This window comes from Pseudoalteromonas sp. ECSMB14103, from assembly GCF_000813065.1.
In the GTDB taxonomy this organism is placed as follows: Bacteria; Pseudomonadota; Gammaproteobacteria; order Enterobacterales; family Alteromonadaceae; genus Pseudoalteromonas; species Pseudoalteromonas marina.
In genome coordinates this window covers 458,580-479,440 of the sequence record NZ_JWGY01000001.1, presented here as the reverse complement: position 1 = coordinate 479,440, position 20,861 = coordinate 458,580, and the positions used below count along the sequence as shown (strand labels likewise).

Below are 20,861 nucleotides of genomic sequence, written 5' to 3'. Positions count from 1 at the left end.
TTGGCTGCCTGTAACTAAAAAGAATTACATAAACCCTAAGCTTAATGCCATACCCATTAAAATAGCATCTTCAAAACCGTTTTTAGTTACATCATCACTTGGGTAATAATTCTTTCGTACCGACATCTCTATAAACCCAGCTTGCTCATAAAGTTTAATTGCACGCGTATTTGACTCTCGAACTTCTAAAAATAAATTTTCAGCATTTTGCTGTTCACCGTGCTCTATAAATTTACTCAATAGCTGCTTAGCAATCCCCTTACCTTGGCGCTCAGGCGTCACGCATATATCCATAAGCGTAAAATCTGGCCCTGCTTTTTCACCAATGTAAAAACCAACGAGTATGTCACTATCAAAAGCCGCTAAATTAAAATAACGCCCACCAATACATGAACTCATCGTTTTTAAAGTCCAAGGATGACTATGGCACGCATTTTCAATAGCCATAAGCGCTTCTACGGCATCATTATTTACAGGTTTAAAGTTTATCAAGGTGTTCACTTATTAAAGCCCACAAAGCACGTTTATCGGTTGCATTTAGCTGTGGGGATGGCAATTCAAGCTGATCACCCGTTAATTGTATGTGCTTGCTTTTCACCACGCTATTTATAGCTACAGGCACTGCTGCACGATTAATATCTGCAAGTAATTGGCTAGAAAGCTCAAGGGATTCAAATGAAGCAGGCGTTAATTCTTTTTCAACATTATTTCTAAGGGGTTCAGTATTTACTGGTCGAAAATGAGTATTTAATTCGAGATTTTCAATATCAAAAACAGCTGCGTACCGTGAATGCATAACGACTCGATGAAATGAGGAAATAAGATAATATAAGAATTAATAAATACGATGTAAAGAAGAAATGGCAGGGGCGGAGAGATTCGAACTCCCAACCGTCGGTTTTGGAGACCGCTGTTCTACCAATTGGAACTACGCCCCTGCAATGACGACGAATTATAGAGAAGTTTCGCTAAAGGTAAAGAGAAAAATCACACATTTAGTTTAACTGCTTTTTAAATAAACAAAACGGCGAATTAGCATGCTAATTCGCCGTTTTTTATCACTTTAATTTACAAAACTAAATGCAGGGTAAATTATTCCCACTCAATGGTTGCCGGTGGCTTACCAGAAATATCGTAAACAACGCGTGAAATACCATCAATTTCGTTAATGATACGGTTAGAAACCACACCCAAAAACTCATACGGTAAATGTGACCAACGCGCCGTCATAAAGTCGATAGTTTCAACACAACGAAGTGAAACAACCCAATCGTACTTACGTGCATCGCCCATAACACCTACCGATTTAACTGGTAAGAACACGGTAAACGCTTGGCTAACTTTATGGTAAAGCTCGGCTTTGTGCAGCTCTTCAATGAAAATAGCATCTGCACGGCGAAGTAAATCACAGTACTCTTTTTTAATTTCACCAAGTACACGTACACCTAAACCAGGACCAGGGAATGGGTGGCGGTAAAGCATGTCGTACGGTAAACCTAGCTCTAAACCAATTTTACGTACTTCATCTTTAAATAACTCACGTAGTGGCTCAACTAGACCCATTTTCATGTCATCTGGTAATCCGCCCACATTGTGGTGAGATTTAATAACGTGTGCTTTACCTGTAGCAGATGCTGCAGACTCAATGACGTCTGGGTAAATGGTACCTTGACCTAACCATTTAGCGTTCTTAAGTTTTTTAGCTTGCTCATCAAATACATTAATGAACGTGTGGCCAATAGCTTTACGCTTATCTTCTGGATCTGACTTACCGGCAAGGTCAGCTAAAAATTGATCTTCAGCATCAACCTTAACAATGTTTAAACCAAACTTGTTGCCAAACATGTCCATTACTTGCTGACCTTCGTTTAAACGAAGTAAACCGTTATCAACAAATACACAGGTTAATCTATCACCAATGGCACGATGAATAAGCATAGCTACAACCGATGAATCAACACCGCCTGATAAGCCTAAGATAACTTCGTCGTCGCCAACGGTTTCTTTAATGCGCTCAATGGCATCATCAATAATTTTTGCTGGAGTCCACAGTTTTTCACAACCACAAATATCAATAGCAAAGCGCTCTAATAAACGCTGACCTTGGTGAGTGTGCGTTACTTCTGGGTGAAACTGTACGCCGTAAAAACGTTTTTCTTCGTTAGACATAGCAGCATGCGGACACGTTGGTGTTTTAGCTGTAGTGCTAAAGCTTGCTGGTACTTCCATTACTTTATCGCCGTGGCTCATCCATACGTCTAAAACGCCATTGCCGCCATCGGTAATATGATCTTCAATTGCATCAAACAATGCACAGTTGCCTACCTTTTCAACTTGCGCATAACCAAACTCTTTTTTATCAGAGCTGTGAACACTACCACCAAGCTGAGTAGCCATTGTTTGCATGCCATAACAAATGCCTAATACAGGAACGCCTGCATTAAACACATACTCAGGAGCGCGCGGGCTGTTTTCAAGTGTGGTTGACTCTGGGCCACCAGAAAGAATAATACCTTGTGGGTTAAACTCGCGTATTTGCTCTTCAGTCACATCCCATGCCCACAGCTCACAGTAAACACCAATTTCGCGTATACGGCGAGCGATTAGCTGAGTGTATTGTGAACCAAAGTCTAAAATGAGAATTCGTGAATCGTGAATATCTTTGCTCATGGAGTATCTCGTAAAGTAGATGCTAAATTCCACTAATTTGCTTAGTGGCTATTAAAGAGGGCTGGTAAAAGCCAGCCCCGTAATTTCAAGTCGTTGTTTAACCTAAGCGGTAATTTGGTGCTTCTTTAGTAATTTGCACATCATGAACGTGCGACTCACCCATACCTGCAGATGTAACACGCACAAACTGAGGCTTAGTGTTTAGCTCTTCAATTGTTGCACAACCCGTTAAGCCCATTGCGCTGCGAAGGCCACCTACCTGCTGGTGAATAATAGTCGCTATTGGCCCTTTATACGCTACGCGACCTTCAATACCTTCAGGGACTAACTTGTCAGCTTCGTTTGATTTTTGGAAGTAGCGATCTGATGAACCTTCTTTTTGATCCATCGCGCCTAAGCTGCCCATACCACGGTATGATTTGTAGTAACGGCCTTGATATAGTTCTACTTCGCCTGGCGCTTCTTCGGTACCTGCGAGCATTGAGCCCACCATTACACACGATGCACCCGCAACAAGCGCTTTCACAATGTCGCCTGAAAAACGAATACCACCATCGGCAATTACTGGAATGTCGCGACCTTTTAAGCCATCAACTGCATCTGAAATAGCCGTGATTTGTGGAACACCACAACCGGTAACAATACGGGTTGTACAAATAGAACCAGGACCGATCCCTACTTTTACTGCATCAACACCGGCATCAGCTAGCGCTATTGCTCCCTCAGCAGTTGCAACGTTACCCGCTACAATTTGAAGATCTGGATAAGCCTGACGAGTTGCAGATACACGGTCAATAACACCTTGAGAGTGGCCATGAGAAGTGTCAATAAGTAATACATCAACACCCGCTTCAACTAATGCAGCAATACGCTCATCAGTACCAGCGCCAACACCAACCGCAGCACCTACACGTAAACGACCCTGATCGTCTTTACATGCATGTGGTTTATCTTGCGCTTTTTGGTAATCTTTTACGGTGATCATGCCTTTAAGTTTAAACGCATCATCAACAACTAAAATCTTCTCAATGCGGTGTTCGTGCATTAAACCTAAAATTTCTTCGCGAGCTGCGCCTTCCTTAACGGTAACTAGCTTTTCTTTTTTAGTCATAACAGTCGAAATTGGCTGTTCAAGTTTTGTCTCAAAACGCATATCGCGGCTTGTAACAATACCTACTAAAGTGTTTTCTGGGTCGGTAACAGGAAAGCCTGAGAACCCTTTTTCTTCAGCAAGATCCATAGCATCTGCAATTGTTAAATCAGCAGTCACTGTTACAGGGTAAGACACAATACCCGCTTCGTAGGTTTTAACTTTTCGTACGTTTTTCGCTTGTTCTTCAATAGTCATGTTTTTATGAATAAAACCAAGACCACCTTCTTGCGCAAGGGCAATAGCTAAACGAGCTTCTGTAACAGTATCCATAGATGCTGAAATAAGCGGCAAGTTAAGTTTGATACCACGCGTTAAGCGAGTTGAAATATTTGCCGTGTGTGGCAAAACAGTAGAATGACCTGGTACTAAAAGTACGTCATCAAAGGTAAGAGCTTCTTTAGCAATTCTAAGCATTTTGGCAACTTCTCACATGTGGATCTAAGATAAGGAATTGCGGCCAAATTTTAACAGCGTTATAGGCATTCGTAAATAATATTTCGCAAATATTTATGATAAACTTCCCTTATAACTTGCCTCATAAATAGTTTTAGGTTGTTTTTTATGTTTTCAAAGCCTTCGCAAACGGTTTATACCGTCTCGCGCCTTAATAGAGAGATCAGAACAGTACTAGAGCAAGGCTTTGCTTCATTAGTGCTTACTGGTGAAATTTCTAATTTTATTGCGCCAGCTTCTGGGCATTGGTATTTTTCGTTAAAAGATGACAAAGCACAAATTAAAGCGGCTATGTGGCGAGGTAATAACCGAAGCCAAAGTTACCGCCCAGAAAACGGCGCACAAGTAACAGTAAAAGCACGCGTATCACTTTATGAGCCCCGCGGCGATTACCAGCTTATTGTTGAACATATGGAACCGGCAGGCGAAGGCCAACTCAAGCAAGAGTTTGATGCACTAAAAATGCGTCTTGCTGCTGAAGGACTGTTTAGCTCTGCATACAAAAAACCACTGCCGCAAAATATAAACCGTATTGGTGTAATAACCTCTGCAACGGGCGCAGCTATAAAAGATATATTAACCGTACTTAAACGCCGCGCACCGCAATTAGAAGTCATTATTTACCCAGCCATGGTACAAGGTAAAGAAGCCCACGTACATTTGATTAACCAAATAGAGTTAGCCAATGCACGCAACGAAGTAGACATACTTATTTTAGGGCGCGGCGGTGGTTCACTTGAAGATCTGTGGTGTTTTAATCACGAACAACTCGCCCGCGCTATTCATAACAGTGATTTACCTATTATAAGTGCCGTAGGCCATGAAATAGACACCACAATCAGTGATTATGTTGCCGATATGCGGGCCCCTACCCCTTCTGCGGCGGCTGAGCTTGTAAGTCCTAACACACAAGAGTTGCATAGCAAAGTAACCCAGCTTATTAACCGGTTAAATAATGCATTTAAACATAGCATTGCAGATAAGCGTGCACTCGCAACCCAATTGCAACATCGTTTAAATCTATGCCACCCGCGCAATCAGCTAAATCAAAAAGCGCAGCGATTAGATGAGTTAAGTATTGCCTTACAACAAGCTATGCAAAGCCGGTTGTACCAACAAGAGCGCACGCTTAATAATTTAACGCCACGTTTAATGCGTCAATCTCCCGACAAAAAGCTAGCGCAAGCTTCTCATCAACTATCGCAGTTACAAGCAAGATTAAACCAAGCTATACAACAACAATTACAACAAGCCAATAATAGCCTGGCATTACAAGCAAGTAAGCTAGATTCGGTAAGCCCGCTTAATGTTTTGGCACGCGGTTATAGCATCACTAAAACACAACAAGGGAAAGTGGTTAAATCTGTGGGTCAAATTAAAGCCGGTGATGTTTTAGTTACAGAGCTGGTCGATGGCTCTGTAAAGTCAACAGCGCTTTAAAGCTCTGTTGCCATTAGTAACGTTAGTTCGGTGTCGCTTGAAGTCGAGGTTGTTCTTTTAAATTGCAACCAAAGCTTTTGCTTCATTAACTTATCGTTTAGCTCTCGCCATTGGGTATGATCGAATGAATCGTTATCCGTTGGCGCTGTAAGTTTAAATTTACAAACCGATGTTTTACATTCTGCAGTGACAATATCAGGCGTTGAGGCTAAATCTGCGGTAAGTAAAAAATCCTGCAAGGCGGTTTCAGTTTGATAAGCCCATTCTTCGTTACGTTGTTGCTCATCAAACTGTGCCTGTAAAGCGGCTTGCACATCATTTGGAGCTCGCAACTGCTTGACCACACTTTCCATTACCGACTTTTGCTGAGCTAATTGCAGCTTAAGCTGTGTAACTTGCTCTTCTAGGGGAAGCTCATCAAGGGGTTGTGGAGCTGGTTTAGGGGAAATATCTTTTTGCTCTAAGCGAGCACTTTGCTCAGGCGCAGCTGGTACAACACGCTTTGCTGTTGCTTCACTTATTTTAGCTGGCTGAACAATAGGGGTCTGCTGCTTTGTATCAGCATGCTGTACCTTTGCGGGAGTTGAGTCACTTGAAGCCAAACTAAAATAGCCCCAAGTTAAACCCACACCGGCAATAAACCCAACTCCAAGGGTTAACACGTCATTTTTGTTCATCTTAATTCCTTTTAAGTTTTATTTTTTATTCTATGTCACAGCATAGCGCTGGTATGCGATTCGTTTTCTGGCTCTGGTGTAGCTAAAAAGTTTTGGTTCATACTTTGCGCAGGACACGGGCATTCAGGTCTGCCAATAATTTTTGCAGGTACGCCAACGGCCGTTGTATGAGGTGGCACAGCAGTTAATACCACCGACCCTGCACCAATACGTGCGCCCTCACCCACTTCAATATTACCCAGCACTTTTGCTCCTGCGCCAATTAACACACCCGCTCTAATCTTAGGATGACGATCGCCCTGCTCATTACCTGTACCGCCAAGCGTAACCGATTGCAGTATTGATACATTATCTTCAATGACCGCCGTTTCACCAATAACAATACCCGTTGCATGGTCAAACATTATGCCTTTACCAACCTGACAAGCAGGGTGAATATCTACACCAAACACTTCAGAAGTACGGCTTTGAATAAAACGCGCCAGTTCTTTACGGTTTTGTTGCCACAAGCAGTTAGCTAAACGGTGAGCCTGAATAGCATGAAACCCCTTTAAATTTAAAATAACAGTCAGGTAGGTTTCTGCGGCTGGGTCTCTATCTTTTACAGCTTTAATGTCTTCTGCGACAAAAGACAGCATGCGATCGCATTTTACAAATGATTGATCGAATAATTCACGAATAGTAAATGCAGATACAACAGCATCCGCCAATTTATTAGCAACAATAAAGCTTAACGCCGAACCCAAGCACTCATGATTCAAAATACATGAATACACGTGACTTGCTAAAAGTGGTTCGCGAGTGACGACTTCATTTGCTTCACTTCGAAGCTGTTGCCAAATTTCATGACGCATAATACTGAACTGCCTTAAATTGATATAAAAAAGAGCCTTTTGCTAAGTCTAACGGATTTAAAGCTCAAGGTGTTAACGCCTTAGTTATTTGTTCTGGTTATTAGGTATAACAAAGCACATTTAACAACTAAGTATTTAAAATTTAGTCAACCACGGTTAAATCGGCTGCACATAATAAATTTTTACCCGCAGTTTTTGCTTTGTATAATAAGTCATCGGCTTCTTTAACCATATTTCGTATTTTATAACTGTTACAAGGAATAACACTTGCCAGCCCAACACTAACAGTAAGCGTTTTACTTGGTAAAGACAGCTCATTACAAATATTAAGCTGCTTTAGCTGCTCTACAATAGCATTAATAATTATTGTTGCTTGCTCAGAGTTTGTGTTGCCATAAACAAGTACAAACTCCTCCCCGCCAAAACGTGCGCAAATATCACTGGGTCTTTTTGTATATTGCTTAAGGACTGCCGCAACTTGTTTTAAACACTCATCACCTTGTTGATGACCATAAGTGTCGTTAAGTAGCTTAAAGTCATCTAAATCAATTAATGCCAATGAAAGAGGCATGTTTAAACGCTTACACCTATTCCATTCTTGCTCTAAAAAGCTATCAAAATAACCACGATTAAATATATCAGTCAGCCCATCAATATTGGCCAGTTTCTGGACTTCTTCTTCAGCGAGCTTTCGCTCTGTAATATTTTGATGCGTAATTACATAATAAAAATCAGTACTGTACTTAAATGGTACTACGCGCATCATAAACCAGCGTTTTTCATCATCACTATGGCATGGGTATTCTAAATAAAACGCTTCTTGCTCTGCATTAATAACAGCATTAATTCCCTTCAGTGCCCTTTCGCCTATTTCGTCACCATTGTCTGCGGCTTTTTTACATGTAAATAAATAATTTTCTTTTTCCCAAGCACCGCATGAGCAGTCATTTTCTTCACCAAAGTTTTGCCATCCTTTATTTATAAAAACCATTTCTCCTTCTTTATTAATTACAACAACCTGCTCTGGCATAGTGTCCAAAACTAACTTTAAAAATAATTTATCATCTAGCACGCTTACCTTCAGACTTATAAGAATAATTGTCTGAAAGTATATGTACTTAGCGTTTTTTTGACAAAAATAAATGCGTACTTTTCTTTAAATTTATTATTTACTCAATCAAAGAATAAAAATGATACGACAGCACCACTCATTTTAAACCTGAACAAAAATTAAATAAAACACATTAAAATCAGTAGTTAAACACACATGACATACACAGTGTCATATGCCAAACTGCTCACTGGCATATTCATGACGGCGTAAAAAATAATAATAAACGCTAAATTAGCATCATCAACTCAACAAGGATAACGATGATGAAAAACGACATATTAAATACTAAAAAACTCGGCTATAAATTTTATTTTCAAGATGGCGACAATCAAATAGCCTGTTTTGGAAGTTACTTTACTGGTAAAGAAGAGGTGTACATAAATGATGATTTATTTAGTAAAAAGCGCAATGTAAATTGCACAAGCACCCACTCTTTTGATTTTGAGAACTCACAGTACCAAGTAAAGTTTAACATGCTCAACATACTCACAGGGCGAATGGAGTGCACACTTTATAAAGATACAAAAGTCGTTGCCAAACAAATTCAATGCAGTCTTCCTGACGATCCTAAAAAGGCTTTCTTTTTTATTGCTGGTTGCGCATTAGGCGGTGCAGTGTTTGGCTATGCAACTGCAACCATTGTTGAGCTATTTGTAGGGAAGCTTTAACGTGCAATTAAATCCTACAACTGTTAAATCACTCAGAGGCCAGTTAAATTGGACTCAGCAGCAACTTGCTGACGCCTGCGATGTTAGTTTACGAACAATTCAACGGGTAGAGAAAGAAGGTGCAGCATCAAAAGAAACAACAATGGCTTTATGTGCTGTATTGGAAGTACGCCAAGGTGAATTAATTAAACTTGAAGATAACACTAACTCTTGCGATGTTAGTCCAGCTTTAAACACGCGTAATATAACCTCAATTTTAGCACTATCGTCAGTAGTCAGCTTTATATTGGGGATGATCACTGTATTTTTTATAATGAGTTGAGGCGCTAAAAAATGTCAGAACGTAAAGAAAAAGAATTACGAGGCCATATCACATTAATAGCCATAATAAGCGCAGTAATAATTTTAGGGTTAGGGATAAACGTTGGCTCAATGCTATAAAAAAGCCCCAAACGTGGGGCTTTTCATTATCTACAAGTCGTTTTGTTTAAGGTTTATTTAAAAACACTGTCAACTTTCACTACTTCAATATTGTTAGCCGGAATAGCTAATGCGTAATCGGCAATAACTTTATCCTCTGCAACAAGCGCTGCTGGTTTTTCTGTGTTGTAAACCATTGGCGATGTTTGCTCTGACACTAAACGTTTTTTCATGTCTTCACCGTCACCGGTAATAAACACGTACTGCACGTTATCTGTTTGTAGATTATCTTTAATCACCCGATTCACATCAGCAAGCGTTAGCTTTTCAAGTTTACTTGTTACGTATTTTACAAACGATTCAGTGTTATAAAATTCGCTATCAAGTGCATAACCTAGCTGGCGGTTTTGACTTGCTACAAGCTGCGGCACGTAGTTAATTAAAAAGTTACGTGTTGCCTCAAAATCTTCTTCAGTTAAGCCGTTTTTAATAAGCTTATCCAGCTCAAATAATGCGGTACGCGTTGCAAAGTGCGCGTCGTTGTTAGAGCGAAGTGGGCGCAACCATACTTGGAATATTTGCTCAGAACGCCCTAAATTTGCATCAGGCTTAGTTTGAAACATACCACGTGGGAAGTATTCAATATATGCGTAATCACCGTAATTCATACCGCGCGTTTGACGAATTCGCTCATATAAGTATGAGTTAGAACTACGATGCTCACCAAAGTACGAACGCACAAGCCAAAGGGCAGTCCAATCTTCGCTGCTGCGAATAGTATCAATTGGGAAGCCAAACGACACTGCCGTCGATTGCGCTGATTTTTCTACAATCGTTGCATGATGGCCTTTAAGCTCTGGCGCATCAGGAATACTTAAACGGTTTTGCTCGCCTTTAGGTAAGGTTGCTAAATCGCTCATAATATTTGCTTTAAGCGCTTTTGGCACGGCGCCAATTAAACCCAGTGTTAGTTTAGATTGAGTAAGCTCTGAATTGTAAAATGCTTTTACATCATCAAGCGTTAATGCTTCTAAATCAGAAATATCACCGTAGTTGTAGCTCTCAAATGGGTGGCCTTTGTAAAGCGTGCTGTAGAGTACTTCTTTACCTAGCTCTTCATCGTTAGATGCTTTTAATCCCGACTTAATACCGTCGATCATTTCTTTTTTAAGGCGTTTAAAGTCATCGTCTCTAAAGCCTGGGTTAAGTAATTGTTCGCTTACAAGTGCATACCAAGTTTCAGCGTTATCTTTATGAATACGCCCTTGGAACGACAGCATTTCTTTGTCAATCTGGTAACCAAAACTACCTGCAAGCGGATAAAGCGCTTTTTGAATTTCTTTGTAGCTGGTACTTTGCGACCCACCTTGAGCAAGCATTGCGGCGGTAAGCGCAGCTACACCTTTTTTACCTTGAGGATCAGCAGCTGCCCCTGTATTAAATAAAAAGTTTACATCAATCAGCGGCGAGCTATTGGTTTTATCAAGCACTTTAAATACAGGTGCCTCTGGGGCTTGTTCAAGTTTTGCAACTACTGCACTTAAACTCGCCTCTTCTGCAAACCCCGGTGCTTTATCAAGTGCCGACATAGTTACAGTAGTACGCGTGTTATCTACAAAGTATTTATTAGCAACCGCTTTAATATCCTCAGCGGTGATGTTGTCGGCTGATTTATAAAGCTGGTTAATAACCTCAGGGTCGCGCTCAAAATGCATGTAACTTGCAAGCGTTGATGCAATTGCTTGCGACGAATCTAAACCATTAATAAAGCCATATTTAAGGTTAGACTTTAAGTCACTTAATTTTTGTGCATCGACCAATTCTGTTCTGGCTTTTGCATAAGTGCGGTTAATTGCATCACGCGCTTTTGCTAAATCATCAGCGTTTTCTACTTTTACAAATACATGCAGTAAGCCTGGATCTTTGGTTTCTGGATTATAAGTAAACATTTGACTCGCTATTTGTTTATCAACAACGAGCTCTTGATATAAATCTGAGTTACTTGAAAAATAAAGCTGCGAGATTAAATCAAGTGCAGCTCTGTCTTTTTTAGCGGGTTCCCACGCAGCACCTTTATACGATACCAATAGCCAATGCCCCGGCAAGGCTTTATTTTGTTCATGCAAATATTTAGGAGCTTGCTGTTTTGGCTCAGCTTTAATATCGGCAACGTAATTGCCTTTTTCCCAACCACCCCAGTGTTTTTTAACCATTGCCATTGTGGCTTTTAGGTCAACATCACCCACAATAACTAGCGATACATATTCTGGCTTATAAAACTTATCAAAAAATTCTTTACCGTAAGCCATTTGGTCTGGCATGGCTTCTATGTCTTCAAAAAAGCCCATTGTGGTGTGTTTGTAAGTATGCTTTTCAAAAGCCTCTGCACGCACAGCACTTAATAACTTGCGAATCGGGCTGGCGTTATTTTTTAAGTACTCACCTTTTACCGTCAATGCTTCGGTTCTAAATTGCTCTTCGGTGTAGGTTAAGTTTTGGAAAATATCAGCTTCAATCTCAAGTACTTTATCAAGGTGCTGCTTTGAAAAGTTTAAATGGTAGTTAGTGTAATCGTTGGTAGTGTATGCACGGTTATCAACCCCTGCATTTTTGAATATGGCGGTGTATTCGTCTTGCGGAAATTTTTTAGAGCCTTTAAATACCATATGTTCAAAAAAATGAGCAAAGCCGGTCTTGCCCGCTTCTACTTCATTACGCGAGCCAACAGAAACGGGTATTTGCAACGAAACGACATCAGGGTAATCCGTTTTTACAACCATTACACGTAAGCCATTCTCAAGCTCTTCAATTAAGTAATCTTGTGAAAAAACACGGTCGTCAGTTGTTTTTATTTGTTCTTGTTTTGCTGCTTGTGTTGTTTCATTTTTTTGCATTGCACAGCCAGTTAAAGCGAGTGATACCGCAAGGCTTGTTGCTAATAATTTAAATTTCATAATTGTCCTTTAGTAAATTGAGCAAAGTTGTTGTCAAAATATTTACAATTTCACTACTAATTATGCCCCAAAGCCAATGAATATAAGAGCCCTCAGTCGCTTTATTATGTAAACAACTGTGTCATGCACTTAATTTAGGAACTCCTTTGTATGAATAATCCTCACGTTGCTTGAAAAACTTTCACTTAAAAAATCTATCTAGACGTCTAAATGGCTGCTATATTAAATCTATCAACCATTGAGCTGGAATGAGGATTATGGCTTTATCACTTCAAGAGAAAATTGAGGACACTAATCAAGGTGTTTATCTTATTGGCACAACGCCACCCAAAATAGGCACTGATAAAGCGCAGTTAAAAACCATTGCAGAAAAACTATTAGGCCGCTTACACGAAATTGAATACGACGGTGTTGTAATTTACGATATTCAAGATGAGAGTAGCCGTACTAATCAGGCTCGTCCGTTTCCATTTAAACAAACGGTTGATCCGCGTGAGTACAGTAAGTTGCTAAAAGACTTATCACGCCTAGATGTAATTACCTACAAAAGCGTAGCGCAACGCGGTGAGGCTGAATTTAAAAAGTGGCTAGATGAAACTAAAAACGAGTTTGATTTAAAAAATGTCGTTTTAGTGGGTAGCCCATCGTCGGAAGGTGATATTAAACTAAGCCTACCTGACGCTTATAAGACATTAGCTAAGCAAAGTGATGACTTCTTTTTAGGAGGCGTAACCATTGCAGAGCGACATGCAAGTAAACGTAATGAACACGAACGCTTAATAGAAAAAACAACACAAGGTTGCCAATTTTTTATATCGCAAGCGGTTTATAATGCTCAAGCTACTATTGATTTAATAACAAGTTACGCGCGTACCTGCAAGGCACAAGGCGTTACACCAAAACGTATTATACTCACGTTTACACCATGTGGCGGTGAAAAAACCCTAGAGTTCATGCAATGGCTAGGGATTTCTGTTCCTGAGGCGACCAAATGGCGCATGCTTGACGCCGACAACACCTTGAGTGAATCGGTGCGTATTTGCCGCGAAAATCTCGATTCAATTTTAAAAAGCTGTGCACACCTAGACGTGCCACTGGGTTTAAACATTGAAAGCTTAACAAACCGTAAAGAAGAAATTGACGCATCAATTAACCTATACCGTTTATTAAAAGCAACTATGGAGCTCAACCTAGCTGAGAAACAAATATCGTAAAGTTAAACTAATTTACACCCTTCTTGGCAAGCTAATGCTTGCCTTTTTTACCTCACCAGCTTATTAAGTAAACAACTCAAAAAAATTAAATACACACCCACTTTGCTATTACTTCAAACATACTTTCAACCTTAATGGGCTTTGAAATATAGCCATCCATACCGCTATCTTGCGCCTTTAATAGATCCGTTTCTCTTGTATTAGCAGTCATTGCAATAATGGGTAAATTTTTAAACTTTGCTTGTTTCTTTATTTCTATGGCTGCCGTATAACCATCCATTCTAGGCATTTGGCAGTCCATTAACACACCATCGTAAGTTTTATGTTTTAGCGCATCTAATGCCTCAAGCCCATCGTTAGCAATATCAACAATTAAGCCATTTTTACGCAGTATTTGTGTAGCTACTTGTTGATTGAGCGGGTTATCTTCAACCAATAAAATATGAATGCCTTGCAGTTTTTGTAGTGTGTTTTGTGTATTTAAGCTCTCTTGTGATTCTGGTTTTTTTAGTGTTTTTATATGCATAATCTGTAAAAGTACGTTATGCAAAGTACTTTTAATTATTGGTTTTATGAGTACTTTATAAGTGTTATTACCAAACCCTAGTAGGCTTTCGTTTAGCGCTTTATTTTCACAAGGCGCTATTACAATTAGCTTTTTTGCATTTAATTTAAGCTTATTGCGCAAAGACTGCGCAGCACTATCATGATTTAAATTTAAAGTTCGCCAATCTATAAATATAAAATCGTAATCATGTAGCATGCCTAGCCGGTCTAATACTTGGTTGATGTTATTTACAGTGTCAAATTTTACTTCAAAACCTAAAAGCAGCGTTTGTAATGATGTTAACTGACTATCTGAACTCTCAATAACAAGTGCTCGCTTGGCTCTAATTTGTGATATTTCAAACTCATTTTGCTTAGTCGAATAATTGAGTGGAATAGTAAAACTAAAGCAGCTCCCCTTATTTAATTTGCTGTTTACTGTAATATCGCCCTGCATTAGTTCGACCAATGTTTTGCTTATTACCAAACCAAGCCCCGTTCCACCAAACTTTCGGGTTGTCGATACGTCAGCCTGAGTAAAAGGTTTAAATAGTGAGTCAACTTGTGCTTGGGTCATCCCAATGCCGTTATCTGAAATAGAGAAAGCAACACTGCAATAACTATCTACTTTCTGAACTAGTTTTACAGCTAATATAACCTTACCCCGTGTTGAAAATTTAAGTGCATTATTTAACAGATTTAATAGTACTTGGTTGAGTCTTAATGCATCACCAATAAAAAAGTCAGGCAGTAAGGGGTCAATATCAAACACCACTTCAATTTTTCTTTGTGATGCTAGCGTGCTAATAATATTTACAAGATTTTCTAGGAAGGTATTAAAATTGAATTCTTTTTGTTCTAGCTCTATTTTACCCGCTTCAACCTTTGAAAAGTCTAAAATATCGTTGATGATCCCTAATAAAGACTCTGCCGAATAATGAATTTTTTCAACATAGTCGCGCTGTTTTTCCGAAAGCTCAGTATCTAAAGCCAAATAAGCCATGCCTATTATGGCATTCATCGGGGTGCGAATCTCATGGCTCATGTTTGCTAAAAAGTCTGATTTAGCCTCATTCGCAGCTTCTGCATCTTGTTTAGCCAGTTCAAGGTCGTGAGTTCTGTTAGCAACCTCCTGCTCCAAATTTTCAGCCGCACCTTTGAGCACCTTATTGGCTTCGTAAAGCTGTAACGATTTGGCTTCAAGTAGTTTTTCAGCTTCTTTTCGTGCCAAACGCTCTCGTTCTAATCTGCGTTGTAAAAGAGCTACATCCATATTTAACCGACCAGAGTTAAGTTAAATGTAGCAACTTGATGATCGTCACTGATATCGCTGCGTATGCTGATATTTTCCTTAAAATGCTCGGCTGCACCTTCTATTAACCCCTCAGCGAGCACTGCAAAGGGATTACTCGAATGGTAAACCATCTGCATTTGAGTATCACTTAATCGCTTGGTTTGAAAACTAGGTAACTCAACGTCGGTGTACAATTTTTCAACTTCTATATGCACGTGTCTATCTATGGTATCTAAAAAATCAAACGTGGTAGTGAGGTTTTCAAAAAACTGTGGATAGCAAACCAAGAAGCGCGTTAACAGATATTTTCCGTACTCTTTAACCAGTACATCTACTGGAACATCGACGATGTTGCTCAACGAAGTCACTAATTTTAAAAGCTCTTGCTTGTTATAGTTACCAACGCTGGTGTAAATCCCATTGGAATCAAGTTCGTTTTGTTCAATAATTTGATCGGCAACGGCAGGTGAAAATGTGCTTTCGACCATTTCTAAAAATTCAGTAAAAATAATACCTTTCATCGCTCTACCAATCTATTAGTCGTAGATTAAGTATAGATTTAAACTGTAATAATGCACATTTGTAAGAAGAAAAAACACTTACAAAGTATTGCGATTTAAAGGGGGGATTATTTATTTTGCCGCTTTATGTAAAAATGACCATTAAAATAAGCGCAGCTGATGTGTATAAAATTGCTAAATACTATTTAAAAACTAATTTTTTATAACTAAATGGGGCATTAACTGCCCCATGCTACTGGCTATTATTTTCGTCGTCTGCTTGGTGCCCTTTTACCTGTAATACGCTTTTTGTCACGATCTTTACGCGCTTTATTGGTGTTTTTTCGGTTATCTTTAGGGGCTTTGTTTAAGTCAGGCTCGTAACCTTCTAACCATTGTGGTGCTAAACGCGTATCAAGCAGTACTTCAATTTCTTCAAGTAACCATTGCTCGTCAATACTTACAAGCGACATTGCAAGGCCTTGCTCGCCTGCGCGACCCGTACGGCCTATGCGGTGGACATAATCTTCAGCTATGTATGGCAATTCAAAGTTAATTACGTATTTAAGGGCTGGAATATCTAAACCACGGGCAGCTACATCGGTGGCAACTAATACGCGAGTAGTACCTTCTTTAAAGTTTTGTAGTGCACGGTCTCGCGCGCCTTGCGATTTATCGCCATGAATGGATTCTGTTTTTAAACCGTCTTTACACATTTCTTTGGCAAGCTTATCGGCCATTTGTTTAGTACGCGTAAATATAAGTACTTGGCGCCAATTTTTCATGCCGATCATATGCGATACAAGTTCGCGCTTACGGTCTTCATCAACTGCGTAAATAATTTGCTCTACTTCAACGGCGGCTGAGTTACGTTTATCAACTTCAATCAGCTCGGGGTTTTTAAGTAGTTTTTTACTTAGCTCAAACACGCTGTCATCGAATGTGGCTGAAAACAATAACGTTTGGCGATCGCCTGGAATGTGGCGCAAAATACGTTTTATTTCATCAATAAAGCCCATATCGAGCATGCGGTCGGCTTCATCAAATACTAATGAATCAACACTAGAAAGCACCACACTGCCTTTGACTATATGATCGAGCAAACGACCTGGTGTTGCCACTATCACTTGCGCCGTTTTAAGTGCTTTAATTTGCGGGCTAATACTTGCGCCGCCATACGCTAAAGCGCCATGAATATTACTGCCTTGAGCGTATTTTTCAAAGCTTGCAAACACTTGCTGAGCAAGCTCTCGCGTAGGCGTTAAAATGACCACTCGGGCAATGCCTGGCTCATCTTTTTTTGGTGTATTTAAAAGCTTATGTAGTAGTGGCAATACAAAGGCTGCTGTTTTACCTGTGCCAGTTTGTGCGCTGCCCATTACATCGTTGCCCGCGAGAATTGGCGGAATAGTTTTAATCTGAATTGCGGTTGGCGTAGTGTAATTATTTTGCTCAATCGCTGTTAATAATAACGGGTCGAGATTAAGTGATGAAAATGATGTAGCGGACATAGGCTTAGCTTTAAAATAACAAAGAGCGCCATTATACCTGAGCTTTAGCAATAAAAAAGGCGCTATCAATAGCGCCTCATTTAAATGCTGATTTTAAACTGGTTTTAAGGTCGCTTTCCGCTCATTATAAAATGCGATTAAGTCATCAACAGTTGCTTGGCAGTATTCACGAATACCCGACACCACCATGTGCTTTTCACCAAAACCAACTTTTTCGCCGTTTTCTAATAGGTTAAAGCGCAGGGTAATTTTGCCGCGCTTACCTGTATATTCAAAGCTTGGCTCTGCAAATTCAAGCGTTGGTGCTTTAATCTCAATGTTATCAAGATTAATAATCATCGACTCGTAAATAACCATAGGGCGCGCTGGGTTAATCATTACCTCTTGCTTGCCCATTAACGGAATAATGACATGCGGGAAAGCTGCACCAGAAAACTCAACATAGTTTTTTATTAAGCTATTAGTAAGTGTTGGGCATTTGCTGGTTTTACCTTCGCGTTTTACCTTTAAAATTACTTTGTCGCCGTTGGTTACATCAAACTCATCATCCCCTTGTGGGAAGTTAAGTTTGGTATTTTCGTCAACCATGCCAGCAAAGGTAAATTCCATTCGCTCACTTATACCGTAGCGGTCTAACACTAAAGAAAAAAGTAAGTCTCCTGGCGCGCAAAACTTTTTGGCATCTTTATCATGAAGTGGATTGTAATCATCGGCAACGCACTTTGCGAAACGACACCCTTGCTCACGAGAGATAGAAACATAATCAGCGTGCTGCTGAAAGTAAGGACTTAACATAGTTTGTTCACTGCTTAAACTGCTTATAACTTACCCATACTACCAGAAAAAATTTAAAGAGAGGTCGAATCACTTACAAAATGATACAACTTACTTTTGCTTTTGCTTTGCTTGCTTTTGTTTTTATTGATAATTTGTTCTTAAGCCAACAATAACTAAGGGATTAATCATTATGCTGCGTATTTTTGCTGTAACCTGTGTGCTAACTGCACTAACTGGGTGTTCTGGCGTTACTTACCATACCAATATAAACAACGATGTTTTAGGTGATGAAATTGGTACTTATGTAAATAAAAGAGACCTTCACCAATTTTATAGTGACCAACAAGCCCATGAAAGCGGTGCTTCATTATTAGGCCGAATTGAAGGCGAGAGCTGTCATGGAGATGGCCGTGGTGAAAACAATAACGTTAGTTACAATCGCGCCAAATCAAGTGCCATAGATTCACTTAAAGCGGATGCAATGCGCAAAGGCGGTAATGCCTTTACTATTAATTCTTGTAGAGAAACTCCTCAATCTTATTGCGACATTTCGGTTACTTGTACGGGTCAAGCTTACGACTTGAAATAAATGCAGTAATACCAGAACTAATTAACACTGGCTCCCTAAAACAAAAAAGCCGAGCTTATTTAATAAGCTCGGCTTTTTAAAAAGTATGACTAAAGATTATGCGCTTGGGTATGTGCGGTACGCACGCTCAATATTTTTAGCTTGTTTTTTAGAAATACCTAAATGAGCGAGTGCTACACGTAAACGCGCACGTGATAAGTCAGAGCCTAAAATTTCCATTGCATCAAGTACCGACGTTGATGACGTTTTACCTGTGATTGCTACAAATATTGGCTCTAAAAAGTCTTTAATTTTTAGCTCGTGGAATGTGGCAACCTCTTTTGCAATGGCAAAAATAGCTGGCTTATCAAAACTACGTAAGCCTTCTAATTGCCATACAAAAAATTGTAGTGCTTGGCGTATTACATTTTCGTCGGCTTTGCCCGCCGTTAACAGTGCTGGGTCGTAAGTTGGAATACCACCTACAAAATGACCTGCTAAATCAACCATATCCGACAGCGTATTAATACGCGTTTTAGCTTCTGGTAATACTTTAGCTAGCATTTCGCCGTTAAACTTCCAATCAACAAAGCGCTGCACAAGCTCTTCGTCAGTCAAGTTTTCGCGGATCCACGTACCGTTTAACCAGCTTAACTTATCTACGTCAAATACTGGGCCACCAAGCGATACACGTTTCATGTCAAAGTGTTCAATCATTTCATCAAGTGTGAACTTTTCACGCTCGTCTGGCATTGACCAGCCCATGCGGCCTAAGTAGTTAAGTACCGCTTCTGGTAGGTAACCCATTTCTTTGTAGTAATTGATACTTGTAGGGTTTTTACGCTTAGAAAGCTTTGACTTATCTGGGTTACGTAATAATGGCAGGTGCCCAAGTACTGGCGCTTCCCAACCAAAATCTTCGTAAAGCTTTAATAGTTTAGGTGCTGAGTTAATCCACTCTTCTCCACGGAAAATATGGCTAATTTGCATGTGGTGATCGTCTACCACATTTGCTAAAAAATACGTTGGGAAGCCATCAGCTTTTAATAGCACTTGCATGTCTACGTTTTCCCACGGGATCTCAATTTCGTCGCGTAGGTAGTCGTTGAACTTAAAGGTCCCTTCGCTTGGAATTTTCATACGGATAACGTAAGGCTTACCTGCAGCTAGGTTAGCTTTAATTTCGTCTTCGGTGTGGTTTAAACCACGACCGTCGTATTTAGGACGCAGACCTTCAGCCATTTGCTCTTCGCGCATTTGGTCAAGCTCTTCGCTTGTTGCAAAACAGTAAAATGCTTTGCCTTGCTCAACAAGTTGGTGTGCGTATTTTTTATATAAATCGCTACGTTCAGACTGACGGTACGGGCCAAATTCACCGCCTACATCAGGGCCATGATCCCACTCAAGACCTAACCAACGTAGGCTATCCATTATCGCTTGTTCCGACTCAGGTGTGCTTCGTACTTGGTCTGTATCTTCGATACGAAGAACAAATTCGCCGCCTTGCTGCTTAGCAAAACAGTAGTTAAATAATGCAATATAAGCGGTGCCAAGATGCGGGTCACCAGTAGGTGACGGGGCAACACGAGTACGGATTGTCATGATAATGTCTCTTTAAATAAGTGAGATAAAAATTAAGTGAATCGTTTAAGCAGCTACTTTATTTAAGTACGCAATAATATCGTTAGATTCGTAAAGCCATTGAGTTTGGCCATTTTGCTCTATACGTAAACAAGGCACTTTTATTTTGCCACCTTGTTCTAGTAGCTCTTGACGATATTGCTCATTGTCTTTTGCATCGCGTGTTTCTATGTTTAAGCCTTCGCGCTTAATAGCACGACGTACTTTCACACAAAACGGGCATGCTTTAAATTGGTAAAGTTTAAAATGAGAGGTTTGCAGATCAAGCTTGGCTTGCTCTTCGCTTGCACGCTTTTTACTACGAGGAGTAAATATAAAATTAAAGAATAAAATTATACAACCTAAAAACCAACGAACGAATTTCATACTTAATACTCTGACTACAACAATTTAAGGAGCCAGATTTT

At 39.9% G+C, this 20,861-nt stretch carries 19 protein-coding genes and 1 tRNA gene; 5 read left to right on the top strand and 15 right to left on the bottom strand.

All coding sequences use genetic code 11. The annotated features are described in order from the left end of the window. Window positions 1-24 precede the first annotated feature (24 nt). The 5 genes from rimI to guaB form a co-directional block, all read right to left on the bottom strand. Window positions 25-492: a ribosomal protein S18-alanine N-acetyltransferase gene (rimI, locus tag RF53_RS02175; protein WP_039036496.1), complete on the bottom strand. Its 468-nt coding sequence runs from the start codon at window positions 490-492 to the stop codon at window positions 25-27. Beyond that, a complete protein-coding gene (locus tag RF53_RS02170; RefSeq protein ID WP_039036495.1) occupies window positions 479-796 on the bottom strand; it encodes a hypothetical protein in 318 nt (105 codons plus the stop codon). Before RF53_RS02170 ends, rimI begins: the two co-directional genes overlap by 14 nt. Window positions 797-861: 65 nt before the next feature. Next, window positions 862-938, bottom strand: a tRNA-Trp gene (locus RF53_RS02165). Between the two features lie 154 nt (window positions 939-1,092). Next, the gene (guaA, locus tag RF53_RS02160) at window positions 1,093-2,670 is read right to left on the bottom strand and encodes a glutamine-hydrolyzing GMP synthase (protein ID WP_039036494.1); all 1,578 of its coding nucleotides are present in this window, start codon (window positions 2,668-2,670) and stop codon (window positions 1,093-1,095) included. A 97-nt stretch (window positions 2,671-2,767) separates the two neighbouring features. Further along, on the bottom strand, window positions 2,768-4,237 hold the full coding sequence (gene guaB / locus RF53_RS02155) for an IMP dehydrogenase (RefSeq protein WP_039036493.1): 1,470 nt from the start codon (window positions 4,235-4,237) through the stop codon (window positions 2,768-2,770). A gap of 147 nt (window positions 4,238-4,384) precedes the next feature. Between guaB and xseA the strand changes: the two genes are divergently transcribed. Then, entirely contained in the window at window positions 4,385-5,716 is a 1,332-nt protein-coding gene (gene xseA / locus RF53_RS02150) for an exodeoxyribonuclease VII large subunit (RefSeq protein WP_006791924.1), read from the top strand. On the opposite strand, the gene RF53_RS02145 is transcribed toward xseA, so the two are convergent. The 3 genes from RF53_RS02145 to RF53_RS02135 form a co-directional block, all read right to left on the bottom strand. Next, window positions 5,713-6,393 (bottom strand): hypothetical protein, encoded by a 681-nt coding sequence (locus RF53_RS02145; protein ID WP_039036492.1) that lies wholly within the window; start codon window positions 6,391-6,393, stop codon window positions 5,713-5,715. The two genes, xseA and RF53_RS02145, sit on opposite strands and share 4 nt — an antisense overlap. A 35-nt stretch (window positions 6,394-6,428) precedes the next feature. Then, window positions 6,429-7,247, bottom strand: a complete 819-nt coding sequence (gene cysE, locus RF53_RS02140; RefSeq protein WP_006791922.1) for a serine O-acetyltransferase — start codon at window positions 7,245-7,247, stop codon at window positions 6,429-6,431. Window positions 7,248-7,389: 142 nt separating this feature from the next. Further along, window positions 7,390-8,319 carry a sensor domain-containing diguanylate cyclase gene (locus tag RF53_RS02135; protein ID WP_039036491.1) on the bottom strand — a complete coding sequence of 310 codons (930 nt, stop codon included), beginning with the start codon at window positions 8,317-8,319 and terminating at the stop codon, window positions 7,390-7,392. A 302-nt stretch (window positions 8,320-8,621) separates the two neighbouring features. On the opposite strand from RF53_RS02135, the gene RF53_RS02130 reads away from it, so the two are divergent. Both RF53_RS02130 and RF53_RS02125 read left to right on the top strand, forming a co-directional pair. Beyond that, window positions 8,622-9,029: a hypothetical protein gene (locus RF53_RS02130; RefSeq protein WP_039036490.1), complete on the top strand. Its 408-nt coding sequence runs from the start codon at window positions 8,622-8,624 to the stop codon at window positions 9,027-9,029. Window position 9,030: 1 nt separating this feature from the next. Continuing rightward, a complete protein-coding gene (locus RF53_RS02125; protein ID WP_010555809.1) occupies window positions 9,031-9,351 on the top strand; it encodes a helix-turn-helix transcriptional regulator in 321 nt (106 codons plus the stop codon). Between the two features lie 172 nt (window positions 9,352-9,523). On the opposite strand, the gene RF53_RS02120 is transcribed toward RF53_RS02125, so the two are convergent. Continuing rightward, window positions 9,524-12,403: a M16 family metallopeptidase gene (locus RF53_RS02120; protein WP_039036489.1), complete on the bottom strand. Its 2,880-nt coding sequence runs from the start codon at window positions 12,401-12,403 to the stop codon at window positions 9,524-9,526. Window positions 12,404-12,660: 257 nt separating this feature from the next. On the opposite strand from RF53_RS02120, the gene RF53_RS02115 reads away from it, so the two are divergent. After that, on the top strand, window positions 12,661-13,617 hold the full coding sequence (locus tag RF53_RS02115; RefSeq protein ID WP_039036488.1) for a methylenetetrahydrofolate reductase: 957 nt from the start codon (window positions 12,661-12,663) through the stop codon (window positions 13,615-13,617). Window positions 13,618-13,702: 85 nt separating this feature from the next. Here the strand turns inward: RF53_RS02115 and RF53_RS02110 are convergent, their stop codons facing one another. From RF53_RS02110 to RF53_RS02095, 4 genes are all read right to left on the bottom strand, one after another. Continuing rightward, entirely contained in the window at window positions 13,703-15,436 is a 1,734-nt protein-coding gene (locus RF53_RS02110; protein WP_039036487.1) for a response regulator, read from the bottom strand. 2 nt (window positions 15,437-15,438) lie between these two features. Further along, window positions 15,439-15,978, bottom strand: coding sequence for a heme NO-binding domain-containing protein (locus RF53_RS02105; RefSeq protein WP_039036486.1), 540 nt, complete (start codon window positions 15,976-15,978; stop codon window positions 15,439-15,441). Window positions 15,979-16,220: 242 nt separating this feature from the next. Further along, window positions 16,221-17,468, bottom strand: a complete 1,248-nt coding sequence (locus RF53_RS02100) for a DEAD/DEAH box helicase (protein ID WP_039036794.1) — start codon at window positions 17,466-17,468, stop codon at window positions 16,221-16,223. Window positions 17,469-17,561: 93 nt separating this feature from the next. Beyond that, on the bottom strand, window positions 17,562-18,263 hold the full coding sequence (locus RF53_RS02095; RefSeq protein WP_039036485.1) for a DUF3581 domain-containing protein: 702 nt from the start codon (window positions 18,261-18,263) through the stop codon (window positions 17,562-17,564). 172 nt (window positions 18,264-18,435) lie between these two features. On the opposite strand from RF53_RS02095, the gene RF53_RS02090 reads away from it, so the two are divergent. Then, window positions 18,436-18,834 (top strand): hypothetical protein, encoded by a 399-nt coding sequence (locus tag RF53_RS02090; protein WP_039036484.1) that lies wholly within the window; start codon window positions 18,436-18,438, stop codon window positions 18,832-18,834. Between the two features lie 96 nt (window positions 18,835-18,930). Here RF53_RS02090 and gltX read toward each other — a convergent pair whose 3' ends face one another. Together gltX and RF53_RS02080 are read right to left on the bottom strand one after the other, a co-directional pair. Next, a complete protein-coding gene (gene gltX / locus RF53_RS02085) occupies window positions 18,931-20,415 on the bottom strand; it encodes a glutamate--tRNA ligase (protein WP_008130406.1) in 1,485 nt (494 codons plus the stop codon). 45 nt (window positions 20,416-20,460) lie between these two features. Continuing rightward, window positions 20,461-20,820, bottom strand: a complete 360-nt coding sequence (locus RF53_RS02080) for a glutaredoxin family protein (RefSeq protein ID WP_006791909.1) — start codon at window positions 20,818-20,820, stop codon at window positions 20,461-20,463. Window positions 20,821-20,861: the final 41 nt, after the last annotated feature.